Here is an 11,847-nt window from a genome sequence, read left to right as displayed (position 1 = left end):
TGGGGGATGTATTGGTTTGGTGGAAATGCAGTCGGCGCAGGGACGCGCTACGGGCCCGACTTGCCGTGCCGCCTTTCCGCCGAAGCGATTTGACAATCGCGCTGAGATTAGATTCCGCTGATTCGATCCAAGCGATCCAGCACTGCCGTTAGCAGGGCTTGTCGCACGAACACGGCGCCCGCTGCTTGGGCAAAATAAAGATTGTGCTCGGTTTCGTCCAAGTCTTCGGATAACTCGTCGTTGCGGGCGAGCGGATGCATGATGACTGAACCGGGTTTTAAATTGCTGCTTCGGTCGAGTTTATAGCGGCCGTCAAGGTTTCGATAACTGTCGCCTAAAAATGCGATCGAATTGACGTACACGACATCCAAATGCGGCAGCACTTCTTGCACGTCGTTGGTGATGTCGATTGGGATCGGCGACTCTTCGATCGGTTCGGTCAAATCCAAACCGACGGGATCCGCCATTTCCGAAATCAACGTAATTCGTTTGACCGAATTGGCGAACATGAGTGACAGTCGCAGAAAGCTTTTTACCGCTCGCATGGAACCAGGCGTGCCAATGATGCCCAAGTGGACGCGGCGGTCTTCGGGACAATCGTCCTTGCACAGCTCGGGTCTCCATTTTAGCAACGAGTACCAATCGATCAGCGCTTGCGTCGGATGGTGGCCAGAGCCATTGCCTGCATTGATCAGCGGTCGCTGCAAGTTGCGACGAATCTCGTCCATGCTGTTGGTCTCGGGATGTCGCATGATGACCACGTCGCCATAGGTATTGAACATCTCGCCGATATCGGCAAGCGATTCACCCTTGGCCACGCCCGTGACTTGGCCATCGGGTACCGACAACACTTTGCCGTCGAGTCGCTGCACCGCGCTTTCGAACGACAAACGGGTGCGTGTGCTGGCTTCGAAAAAGGCGGTGATGGCAATTTTGCCATCGAGCGGTTTGTCGATTTCAACGTTTCGCATTTCCAGCACCGCGGCCAGTTGAGCGATCGCGATGACGGTACGGCGATCGAATTGCCGTGGGTTCAAAATCGATTGTCCCGCGAGTGCCTTGAGTGCTTCGCGGTCAATCTTGCCGTCGCTCGTTTGAAGCAGGTCGCCGGGACACAATTGCATTCCTTTGGAGTTCATCGCCACATCCGTTGTCATGCGAAGAGATTGAGAGTTTGTGTTTGTATCGGTGCTCACGTTCTTCACCATATTTTCTTACCACGAGAATCGAAGAACAAAAACGCGACAAGCATGATCGCCCCAATGCTGCAAAGCACCAACGCGCCCACGACGAGCCATTGTAGAAAAGAGACGGAAAACATCATCAGGAATTCGCTCCCACCGGTTGGCGTGTCTCTGCCGCGTCAACGACACCTTGGTCGTCATCGAGAGTCGAAAGTCGTTCAAACTGAAAATTGTCGGGCGCGAACAGGGTGACCAAACCAAAGACGAGTCCGGATACCGCTGCACCGACCAACGATCCAACAAACCATCCGATCCATTGATACGCAGCCAAGCCGACGATACTGCCCGAGACCATGGCGCTGCAAGCGGCTGCGGCACTGGGGCGTCGAAAATACAGACCGCCAACGATCGGCCAAATGCAACTGCCCACCATCGGTCCGGCAAAGAACAAAACCGTCGCCAGCGTCCCCATGTTCGGCCACGCAAAGGACCACGACAACACGCCAAGCAGCACAATGCTGATCGCCGAATAACGCCGCTTGGCGGTGTCCGACAACGGGTGAGGCGACCAACGCTCGACAACGTCATTGACGATCAAGTCCGAAGTGGCTGCTAACAAACTGTCGATACTTGATGCCAACGAACAGAAAACGATAACAAAGACCAACAAGGCACCGCCCCACCCCAATAGCGTCGCGGCCACCAATGGGCCGACCGTATCAGGCTGGCTGACGCCGATGCCAAGGGTGGGAGCCGCCAAGCCGAGGAAACCAGCAAGGATCGGGACGGGCAACCACAATAGCCCACCGAGTGCGTACGCCTTGGGGCCAACGCCTTCTCGCATCGCAAACGCGCGGCTCCACCACACATTGCTGTGAAAGATTTCGCCAAAACTAAACAACATATTGTTGAAAAGCGACATCAAAGCGGCTGGAAATAAGACCCACAACAACATCGGTCGGTCCAGTGTTAATTTTTCGTGCACATCCGCAATGTCGATTTTGACAAGGACTGCGATGGCGACCACCACCAGTCCGACCAAAATGATCAAACTTTGAATAAAATCGGTGCCAATCACCGCATACATCCCGCCAAACAGCGTGTACAAAACACATACCAACAGGACCACGGTCATGCCGACTTCGTAGGGGATTCCGGACAATACATTCAGCAGTTTGCCGCCGGCCATCGACATTGATATCAGCCAGGTCAACGCATAGAACATCGAAATGATCAGAAACGGGACGGTTCCCCAGGTGCCGTAGCGACGGCGGACAAATTCAACCGCCGTATACCCATGAGGCATCAATTTTCGAATGCGACCGCTCATCGGGGCAAACGCAAACAAGCCGAAGCTCGCCGTCGCGTAGGCAACCGCACCCCATACCCCCAATTGCAGTGCAAATTGCGGCGCCAACATCGTGGTGTTCGACGTGATCCACGTTGCCACCGCCGTTGCTGTCGCTAGCGCTAATCCGACGTTTCGGCCGGCGACTGCAAACCCGTCGTAAGATTTGGCGCATCGTCCCCACCACAGACCAAGCGAAATCCACAAGACGCTGAACAACGCCAACATCACATAGCCCGCTGTCGAACTCAAAATCGGAGTCGCAGCCACAATCATGAAGGGTCCTCACTTGGTTTTTGCCCCGCCGGTTCAGCCCGCCACGAGCCCCAGGTGATCAAAAACAGCAGTACAAGAAACACGGCCAGTCCGACAAAAAACAGCCCCGCTGCATACGCCATTGGCCAATGTTGTACCACCACCACCGCGGGAACCTGAGTCGCTGCGATCACATCGCCGTCGGCATTCCTGGCCTGGGCATGAAACGGATAGGTGCCATCGGAAAGTCCTGAGACAAAGGCAACGGGAAAGGCACCTCGGTATTGGATTCGCTGAGAATCGTCTAGCAAAACGTATTCGCTCGCCTCCGGCACCTCGTTCCAGTTCAACGAGACATAGCCTTCGTGATTGACAGGAAATTCCGTTTTCTCGAACGCGAGCGTTTGCTGTGCCGCGTCGCTACCGCGATCTTGAGCGGGCATCGCAGGGGCCGAATCAATCGACGGACCTTGACCGAAAACAGGTGAAACCTGAACAAGAGAGAGCCAAAGAAAAAACAACGTCATCGACGCTGCCAAGCTCCTGTGAAACGTTATGCCATGACGGCAAAAATACACCGCATCTCCTGTGAAAATAACTCGCGATTTTTATTACGAACCGTTCGTAGTGTTCAAAGTCAAACAAACCGCCAAAGTATTTTCGTTAACTTCAATTCGCGTGATTCTCTTGTGGGGTGAACACCAAGAATCTCAACGTGAGGTCGTCCAAACGAAGTTCGAATTTTCAGTTTTCGCGGTGAGTTACCGCCCGTGAAAAGCCTGTCATGTTTCGATTGAAGCGACAAGGATACCAAATTTTGTGATGATCCAAAACCCACCCCACTCACCCCCCGAGGATGGAGGCTGCTGGATTCGACAGCCGTTTGGGGCGGACGCCGTAAACGGCTTGTTGATTTAGTGAGCCACTCGCGCGTCAGCGGCCGGGGCCCACGCGCTACCCGGTGCCTCACGGCTCACCGATGCGATTTGCATTTGGATTAAATCAACCAGCCGTAACGTTTTTTTCGATAAGGTTTTCTTGATCTGGCGTCGCGGAGGTCGTCAGGGTGATGTTGCAGTAAGATCAGCAGTCGGGGCCTGTCACGGTATCACGCGACGAATTCAGCAGCGAGCCAAATCGGTCTTTTGCTTGCTTTGCCGCGTGGTTCGGACGCGGAGTGCACCTGCAATTTTGGCGCAAAATGTTATACTCAGTCGAATTCACATTAACTGCTACGCGCTTCCGAGACACCTCTCTGTAGGGTGCAACTTCAATGACAAAACGAATCCTATTTGTATGTATGGGAAATATCTGCCGTTCGCCTGCTGGTGAGGCAGTAATGAAGCGATTCGCCCAAGAATATGGTGTCGATTTGGAAGTCGATTCGGCGGCGACGCAGGCGTTTCACGTTGGGGAACTCGCCGATCCGAGAATGCGTTCGGCCGCCGAAGCACGCGGTTACGAATTGACCAGCCGTGCTCGAGTGGTCACGGCGGCCGATCTAGACCCCAAACGATTTGATTTGGTCCTGGCCATGGACGCCGAGATTCACGCCTTTTTGCACGACCTGCGAAAAGGGTCGAAGTCACACATCCGCATGTTTGGCGACTATCTCGATGACGAGTGGCCCAACGATGTTCCCGACCCGTATTACGGTGAAGAGGAAGGCTTCGGCGAAGTGCTCGATATGCTCGAGGAAGGCTGCCCGTTGATCATGCAAACGCTGGCGGGCGAGGATATCTTCGAAGGCGAATTCGACGACATTTGATCGAGCCGGAATTCCATATGCTGCGTCTTCGCTAGCATCGGTCTTCGGCTGTGGGGGCTCTCGCGATCACCCTCGTTTGCACAAGTGCCGTCGGTTCAGTGGGCGTCCTCGGTTGAAGATGCATCGCCAACGCGGCATGGCTTCGCGTCATCTCTTCGCGTGGACCACGCGTGGTGATTATCATGAGTTCGCCATCGTTCAAAGATGCTCCTCCCCTCTCTCTCTTCCGTCTAACAAAAATCCAATTTGATGCGAATCCTGTTTCTCGGTGACGTTGTCGGCAAACCTGGCTACACCGCCGTGCTGCAACACGCCGAACCGCTGCGTAAAGAGTTGCGATTGGATGCATTGGTCGTCAACGCAGAAAACGCAGCCGATGGATCAGGGTTGACCTCGCGTCAATATCGTCGTTTGGTGGATGCTGGCGTCGATGCGATGACGCTAGGTGACCATATCTATCGTGAGAAAGAGATCACGAAAACGCTTCAAACAAGCAAGCGGATTGTCAAACCCGCCAACTTTCCTCCCGATGCCCCCGGCAAGTGCTGGACGATCGTGAAAACCAGCGGCGGGGGCTCGCTTGCGATCGTGTCGCTGTTGGGGCGAGTCTTCATGCGTCCGGTCGATTGCCCCTTCATCGCGATCGATCGGGTGTTGGAAGAAATTGGCGACGCGACAAAACAGATTCTTGTGGATGTTCATGCCGAAGCGACCAGCGACAAACAGGCGATTGGTCGTTATTTGGATGGACGTGTCACGGCGGTGCTTGGCACGCATACTCATGTGCCCACTGCCGATGGTTGTATCTTTCCCGGTGGCACCGCGTTCCAGTGTGATGTGGGCATGTGCGGCCCGTATGCAAGTATCATCGGGCGTGACATTAAACGCGTGACCCAGACAACGCGTACGTTTGAACCGTGCCATTTTCACGTCGCAACCGACGACGTGCGGCTTTGTGGGGCGATTGTCCAATCGGATGTGAATGGCCGAGCGACATCGATCGAGCGGTTTGAACGACGCATTGATAAATGAACGCGATCAGCCGACACGATCAGCCGACGTGAACGCCAACGCGAAAAGATGCGTGAAAAGTAGGCCTGCGGGACCCTGAAACAACCCCATTGCGGCGCCGGTTGTGTCAGAATAAGCGTTTTCACCCCAGCTTACTTGATTGACAACCGATTGGATTCCGCAGGTGCACCATGATGAAACGACGACAATTTATTCAGAACACTTTGGCTGCAGGGACCAGTGCCGCGATCGCGTGTCAATCATTCGCCAATCCGGTTGCGGCGCGAGAGCCGATTGACCGCTCTGGGCCTCCGCGTTTCCAACTAGGGTTAGCCGCCTACTCATTCCGCAGCTATTTTTCGTTCATGAAGGAACGGCCACAAAAACCGGCCGACGATGGTCCTGCGATCGACATGGCCGGGTTCATCGACTACTGCACGATGCACGGTTTTGATGCTGCCGAATTGACGAGTTACTTCTTTGACCCGCTGCCGACCGACGACTACTTTCTCGAACTAAAACGCAAGGCGTTCCAGCAAGGCGTGGCCATCGCAGGCACGGCGATTGGCAACGACTTTACCGTCGGCAAAGGCCCCAAGCTGAGACAACAGATTCAAGACGCCATTAAATGGATCGACAACGCCGCGATTCTCGGTGCACCGCATGTCCGCTTTTTTGCCGGCACGAAAAAACAAATCGACGAACAGCCCGAGCGAATGCCCGAAGCGATCGCGGCGCTCGAAGAGTGTGCCGAGCATGCCGCGGCGAAAGGAATTTTCCTAGGCGTCGAGAATCACGGTCAACTGACGGCCCAGCAATGTTTACGCATCATGCAGCAGGTTCAGAGCCCCTGGGTGGGCATGAATCTTGATACCGGGAATTTTATCTCCGATGACCCGTACGCGGACCTAGTGCAATGCGTCCCTTATGCCGTGAACGTTCAAGTCAAAACGACGATGAAATCGCCGTCGGGAAAAAAGACTCCCGCGGACTTGGACCGCATCGGCAAAATTTTGCGAGATGCCGGCTATCAAGGATTCGTGGTTTTGGAATACGAGGAAGAATCGCCATACACGCACGTTCCCAAGGTGGCCGATTCGCTACGAAAGGCACTCGGGATCTAGGCTGCGTGGAAAGAGTTTGGACGGCTCGTGAAGCTAGTCGGATTGCGTCGCTAGATCGCTTGCAGCAGACGTACCCATCGCAGCAGCGTTTCTTTGTCCACGTCGCCCGCTTGGACGACGGGGTATCCCGATTTCTTCAGCGTCGGTGCCCAGGTGGGTGGTTCCGCGTTTCGTTCGATTGGCAGCAGAACTTGCAGTGACGCTTCCGCATCATTTTCTCGCAGCCGAACCGCCGGCGGGCGTGTTTTTGCCGACACCGCAACGCCGTAGAACGTACGGCTCGCGGACATTGCGACCGCCAACGCCATCGAATCGGCCGCTTCGGCTTTTGCCCCGCTGATCGCGCCGGGGGCAGCGACGGCGACGGCCATAGGTTCGATGGCCGATGTCTTTTGAATCGACGCGACGAATCGGCTGATGACCTCAATCTCTTTGGGTTGCCATCGTTGGTTGTCTTCTGCGGCCACAGCACACACGACCACTCCCGTTTTTTCGGCGACGTCGCGCCATGACGCAAGCAATTCTTTCGGAGCGGCTTCGCCAGGATTCATCAGCAACACCATCAATCCCAATTGCTTCACAGGTGCATCGTTTTGCGGCGCCAAGACCGCGGCAACATTGGCCGCGTCGGGTAGCTTCAGTTCTTTGATCGACCATTTGGCTTTGATCTCGCCCCAAGCTTTAGGGATCGCCGTCATCACGCCGCTGTCGATCGAATCGGGGGTCAGCGTGATCGTTTGGTTCTCTTCCGAACGCTTGACGGTCAGTTCGATCGCTTTGCCTGGCTCGGCAGCGATCATTTGACGGCGAAGCGACTCCACGCCATCCACTTCGGCGACGCCGATCTTTTGGATGATATCGCCGGGTTCAAGTTTCCCGTCGGCCGCGGTGCCAGTGATCACCTCGCTGATGACGACTTGTTTGGCGGGATCCTCGTCGGTGGAATCCTCGTCCTCTGAATCATCGTCTTGCGTTTTCGCGGGGGCCTGGTCCACCGCAATCACCCCTAAACGCTGCGGTTGCAGCGGTGGGATCGAATCGGTCAGCGTGACGTCAAAGGTGAGCGGTTTTCCATCACGTTCGACTTCGATCGAGATGGTGTCACCGGCATCGAATTTCCCCAGCAACAGTCGCACATCTTGATGTCGTTGGACTTTCTTGGCATTGAATGCACGCACCTTGTCGCCCGCCTTCAATCCCGCAGCTTCGGCGGGCGATCGGACTCGAATGGCAGCAAGTTCCGTCTGGTTTTCATACGGGTCTTTGCTTTTCGCGACGATCCCAATCAGTCCCTTTTTGATGTTGTCGCCAGCTCGCATGCGAGCCAGGTTCTTTTTGACGACGTCAAGCGGGATGGCAAACGCAATCCCCGAGTCATACCAATCGGTGTCCGCTTCGGCGCCACCCTCGGCAACTGCCGGAATCAAGATCCCCAAAGCGTTGCCGTACAAATCCACCAGCAACCCGCCATAAAACGAGGCGGTGACCCGTGCATCGGCTTGGATCGCGATTCCGTCTAGCCGTTCCTGGCCGCTCAGCACGCCGCGGCTGACCAGCGGTGAAGCATCGATCCCATAGCGTCCGACTGCGACCGTGGTTTGGCCGATGCGAGCATCGATTTGATCAGGCAGCGGGATCGGGGTCAGTTCAGTGTCCGTCTTGATCTTTAGCAGCACCAAGTCACGGTGTTCATCTTTCGAGACGACCTCGGCGGCATGTCGCGACCCGTCCGGCAACACGACCAGGATCGTGGCCGAGGGACGACGCACCACGATGCTCGAGGCAAGCACATAACCATCCTTGTCGACGATCACACCACTGGTCGGTGCGTCTTGTTCGACTTCGCCTTCGGCACCCCCGGTCCCGCCGACGACTTCAACGACCACGACCGATGACAGCACATGGTTCGCGGTCGCCCGCACCGCTTCGGCCATCGCTTGACGATAGGAAACGTCGTCCGCGGCAAGTCCGTGTGATGGTGCCACGGCGATCGAGATGCCAACGAAGGCGACGCTCGCAAGGAACATCAAATAGGTCGGTGTCTGCCACTGTCTTGGCCGCGATCGCAGCGCGGTCGCCCGTGTGCTGCAAGAGGCCCGTGAGCTGCAAGAGGCCCACGGGCTGCAGGCGGAACGGTGCAGGCCGGCCGGTTTCGTATCGAGTTCCTTGACGCAGCGGCGCAAGCCATTGGGTTTCGCACTGAAAATCATCGTGATTACTTGGCTCGGAGTGTGATGGGGATGATTTCGGAATTCCGCTGGATCGTCAATTCCACCGGGTCACGACGATCGATGGTGCGAAGCAGGTTGCGGAGCGATCGCTGCCCCTCGACTCGCCGTCCGTTGATCAGCAGGATCAAATCGTCGGTTCGCACCTGAGCACGCGAAGCCCAGCTGTCTGCCACAACATGATCGACATACGCCGGGGTGGACTCCAGCACATCGGGGACCATCACCAAACCGAGCGTCGCGAGTGAATGCGATTGATCACGAGGCAACTTGGGTTCGCTGTCGTCCATCGGTTGAACCACACGTCCGGCAATGATGTCGCCGATCGTTTTGCGAAACGCGGCGGCAGGCAAAGCATAATTGAGCCACACCCCCGTCGATGCATCTCGCAGTTCTTTGCCCAACATGCCGACCAATTCGCCATTGGCGTTGACGACGGCGCCTCCGGCGGCGCCTGGATTGTTGGCAACCAAATCCAATATCAGGACTTGGCCACGATAGGCGGTCTTGAACGTTCCACGCCGAGCATCAAGCGTGGTGACCGCGGCAACGCTTCCCTGCATCACGCTGGCGGGTTCGCGGCCGGTTGCGATTCCAAACAAGTTGCTAACCGCGATCACAGGATCACCCCACTGAGCGTTGGTATCGCCACTGACTTCGAAAAACGGCAGATCCGACGCATCGATCTTCAGCACTGCCAGTTCGAGTGATGGTTCGAACCCAACAATCTCGGCATCGAAGCGGCGTCCGTCGTCAAGAATCACCGTTGGCTCAACGTCCAACACGTAACTCCAAGCCGTGGCAATGTGTCCCGCCGGGGAAACCAAGAAGCCGCTTTGATAGGCTTCGAGTCCCGACAAGCCACCGGCGCCGTAGATCTTAACGACACGCTGCTGCGCATGTGCGGCGGCCTGTTCAAGTGATGGCTCCGCGAGTGCCGACGCCATCGGTAACCAGACCAGCATGAGGATCGCGATCACGCGACCGGATGGGAAATCAATCAACCTTGTTGCTCCGCTTGATCTTGTGGGGCGGGTTTGCCTGCGTCCTTGTTGTCTTCGTTTTTATCGTCAGCCGCGTTGTTGTCGAGAATGTCCCATGAATCGATCGTCATCTCGAATATCGAATCGACGCCATAGCGGACCTCGAGAGAAACCGGTTTCGCGTCCGCTTTATCCGAGTCGCGATGAATCCACAGTTCAGCGGGATCCTCGTCGCGATCGGCAAACACCTCGATGCATTCGACTTGATTGTGGTCGGGATGCGACAGCCAGCGAATTTCAAACTCGCCGTCGCTGCCGACCACGCAGTCGCGAAGCGGTCGCTCGCCCGCCAAGGGCATGGTGCCCCAGTAGATGGTCTCGCCAAACTTTTTGGGGCCTTTGTCAAGCATCCGTCGCCATGCGTCCAGCGCCGGAATCGCCCCCGCAAAGGAGCGTGCTTCGACGCTTTCGTACAGATCCGATTTTGTCTCCGGTTCAATCGGCGTCTCGCCAACGACCATCGACAAACGATCGTCCGAGACATAGATGAACACTTTCTCGCCCTTGGACGTTTTGCCCTGGATCGACCATGTACGGGTTTGCCCCGCATCTCCGCTGGGGAATTGGTTTCTTAGCGAGTCGATGAATTCCTTTTGCTTTTGTTGGTTGGCGAAATAGTTGGCAAAGCCGCGGCGTTCTTCGTAAACCGCCAAGACCGCGGCGGGGACGTCTCCCTCGGCATCCGGCACGGCGTCCGACTCGCTGTCTTCTTCCTGCTCGTCTTTGTCTTCGTCTTGGTTCTTTTTCGGGGTCTCGCGAGGTGGCGGCGGTGGCATCGCTCCGGCCATCTTTTCGAGCAATTCGTCTTGCCCATGGACGCTCATCAGCCGCACCAAGGTTTCGACCGTGTTGCCTTCGTAGCGATAGACCACCTTCACTCGCCATCCGCTTGGCAGCGTTGCGATCACATTTTGCACATCGTTTGCGGTATGAACTACACGCCCATCGATTTCGATGATCTCAGCCGAATAACGCAAGCCTCTGCGGTACGCGTCGCTCGATTCCAAAATGTTGGACACTCGCACGCTTCCGTCTGGATCGGTCGCCACGGTCGCCCCCAAAGTCGCGTGATCGACAATGCGACCGCTGTGCAGGTAGCCGAGAAAGTTTTTGGCTTGGTTGATGCTGATCGCGTAACCGACGCCGACGTTGACTCGCCCTCGTTTTTCGAACGAAGCACGCCCCACGATGCCCAACAGCTCTCCGTCGGCGTTGTACAGCGGACCGCCGGAGTTGCCGGGGTTGATCGAGGCATCGGTTTGTAAACAGTCGGCGTATTCGAGCAGCGTACCAGAGGGATATTGATACCGGTTCACGCCGCTGAGGATGCCCCAGGTCACGGTAGGCTGAAGATTCGAGGCCAATAGAAATGGATTGCCGATCACCATGCACCAATCACCGGCGTTGGCTTTTTGGCTGTCGGCGAGCGTCGCATAGGGAAAATCGTCGCGGCCGAGCAAGCGGATCAGTGCAAGGTCGCCGACCGGATCGATCCCGACGATCACCGCATCGTAGATGTTGCCGTCGCTGAGCCCGCATCGCATGTAGTTCCCGGCGGGGCTGGAAACGTGAAAATTGGTCAACGCGTAACCGTCAGGTGAAATCAACACACCGCTGCCTCCGCCGCCTCCGCCCGGGACAAACACACAAACGGTCGATGGCATCGCCCGCTCGATGGCCTCGATCCGATCTTGTTCGGCTTCGGCCAACAGTGGTGAAAGCTTCAGCGGACCTTCGGCGGCCCACGTCGATCCCGACGCCGCCATCGCCATGAAGATGATCGTCATGGCTGCGATCATCATCGCAACGGTGTCGATTCGATGTTGCTGCGGAATCGCTGAGTGTTTTGTCATCCTAGCCTTGCTCACGATCGAATCCTCTCCCAT

The 11,847-nt window shown here is 56.4% G+C and carries 10 protein-coding genes; 3 read left to right on the top strand and 7 right to left on the bottom strand.

Features of this window, described 5'->3' with window-relative positions; translation table 11 throughout:
- Nucleotides 1–107: 107 nt before the first annotated feature.
- The 3 genes from ABEA92_RS30080 to ABEA92_RS30070 all read right to left on the bottom strand — a co-directional run bounded on the left by ABEA92_RS30080 (nt 108) and on the right by ABEA92_RS30070 (nt 3,230).
- Nucleotides 108–1,157 (bottom strand): aspartate/ornithine carbamoyltransferase family protein, encoded by a 1,050-nt coding sequence (locus ABEA92_RS30080; protein ID WP_345689359.1) that lies wholly within the window; start codon nt 1,155–1,157, stop codon nt 108–110.
- Nucleotides 1,158–1,323: 166 nt separating this feature from the next.
- The gene (locus ABEA92_RS30075) at nt 1,324–2,808 is read right to left on the bottom strand and encodes a sodium:solute symporter family transporter (protein ID WP_345689357.1); all 1,485 of its coding nucleotides are present in this window, start codon (nt 2,806–2,808) and stop codon (nt 1,324–1,326) included.
- Complete coding sequence (locus ABEA92_RS30070) at nt 2,805–3,230, bottom strand: hypothetical protein (RefSeq protein WP_345689355.1); 426 nt, start codon at nt 3,228–3,230, stop codon at nt 2,805–2,807. Before ABEA92_RS30070 ends, ABEA92_RS30075 begins: the two co-directional genes overlap by 4 nt.
- Before the next feature lie 830 nt (nt 3,231–4,060).
- On the opposite strand from ABEA92_RS30070, the gene ABEA92_RS30065 reads away from it, so the two are divergent.
- The gene (locus tag ABEA92_RS30065; RefSeq protein WP_345689353.1) at nt 4,061–4,555 is read left to right on the top strand and encodes a low molecular weight protein-tyrosine-phosphatase; all 495 of its coding nucleotides are present in this window, start codon (nt 4,061–4,063) and stop codon (nt 4,553–4,555) included.
- Between the two features lie 31 nt (nt 4,556–4,586).
- Here the strand turns inward: ABEA92_RS30065 and ABEA92_RS30060 are convergent, their stop codons facing one another.
- Nucleotides 4,587–4,739 (bottom strand): hypothetical protein, encoded by a 153-nt coding sequence (locus ABEA92_RS30060; RefSeq protein ID WP_345689351.1) that lies wholly within the window; start codon nt 4,737–4,739, stop codon nt 4,587–4,589.
- A 65-nt stretch (nt 4,740–4,804) separates the two neighbouring features.
- On the opposite strand from ABEA92_RS30060, the gene ABEA92_RS30055 reads away from it, so the two are divergent.
- Nucleotides 4,805–5,587, top strand: coding sequence for a TIGR00282 family metallophosphoesterase (locus ABEA92_RS30055; RefSeq protein WP_345689349.1), 783 nt, complete (start codon nt 4,805–4,807; stop codon nt 5,585–5,587).
- Nucleotides 5,588–5,757: 170 nt separating this feature from the next.
- Complete coding sequence (locus ABEA92_RS30050; protein ID WP_345689347.1) at nt 5,758–6,690, top strand: sugar phosphate isomerase/epimerase family protein; 933 nt, start codon at nt 5,758–5,760, stop codon at nt 6,688–6,690.
- A gap of 50 nt (nt 6,691–6,740) precedes the next feature.
- On the opposite strand, the gene ABEA92_RS30045 is transcribed toward ABEA92_RS30050, so the two are convergent.
- The 3 genes from ABEA92_RS30045 to ABEA92_RS30035 all read right to left on the bottom strand — a co-directional run bounded on the left by ABEA92_RS30045 (nt 6,741) and on the right by ABEA92_RS30035 (nt 11,814).
- Nucleotides 6,741–8,717, bottom strand: coding sequence for a PDZ domain-containing protein (locus tag ABEA92_RS30045; protein WP_345689345.1), 1,977 nt, complete (start codon nt 8,715–8,717; stop codon nt 6,741–6,743).
- 188 nt (nt 8,718–8,905) lie between these two features.
- A complete protein-coding gene (locus ABEA92_RS30040; RefSeq protein ID WP_345689343.1) occupies nt 8,906–9,922 on the bottom strand; it encodes a S1C family serine protease in 1,017 nt (338 codons plus the stop codon).
- Nucleotides 9,919–11,814, bottom strand: a complete 1,896-nt coding sequence (locus tag ABEA92_RS30035) for a S1C family serine protease (protein WP_345689341.1) — start codon at nt 11,812–11,814, stop codon at nt 9,919–9,921. Before ABEA92_RS30035 ends, ABEA92_RS30040 begins: the two co-directional genes overlap by 4 nt.
- Nucleotides 11,815–11,847: the final 33 nt, after the last annotated feature.

This window comes from Novipirellula caenicola (genome assembly GCF_039545035.1).
Taxonomy (GTDB): Bacteria; Planctomycetota; Planctomycetia; order Pirellulales; family Pirellulaceae; genus Novipirellula; species Novipirellula caenicola.
This window is presented reverse-complemented; position numbering and strand designations above follow the sequence as displayed.

Bases quoted from the DNA above. Each gene is read 5' to 3' on its own strand.
- ABEA92_RS30060 (WP_345689351.1), bottom strand. From the start codon at position 4,739: ATGATAATCACCACGCGTGGTCCACGCGAAGAGATGACGCGAAGCCAT.
- ABEA92_RS30065 (WP_345689353.1), top strand. From the start codon at position 4,061: ATGACAAAACGAATCCTATTTGTATGTATGGGAAATATCTGCCGTTCG.
- ABEA92_RS30075 (WP_345689357.1), bottom strand. From the start codon at position 2,808: ATGATTGTGGCTGCGACTCCGATTTTGAGTTCGACAGCGGGCTATGTG.
- ABEA92_RS30080 (WP_345689359.1), bottom strand. From the start codon at position 1,157: ATGACAACGGATGTGGCGATGAACTCCAAAGGAATGCAATTGTGTCCC.
- ABEA92_RS30035 (WP_345689341.1), bottom strand. From the start codon at position 11,814: ATGACAAAACACTCAGCGATTCCGCAGCAACATCGAATCGACACCGTT.
- ABEA92_RS30055 (WP_345689349.1), top strand. From the start codon at position 4,805: ATGCGAATCCTGTTTCTCGGTGACGTTGTCGGCAAACCTGGCTACACC.
- ABEA92_RS30070 (WP_345689355.1), bottom strand. From the start codon at position 3,230: ATGCCCGCTCAAGATCGCGGTAGCGACGCGGCACAGCAAACGCTCGCG.
- ABEA92_RS30050 (WP_345689347.1), top strand. From the start codon at position 5,758: ATGATGAAACGACGACAATTTATTCAGAACACTTTGGCTGCAGGGACC.
- ABEA92_RS30045 (WP_345689345.1), bottom strand. From the start codon at position 8,717: ATGTTCCTTGCGAGCGTCGCCTTCGTTGGCATCTCGATCGCCGTGGCA.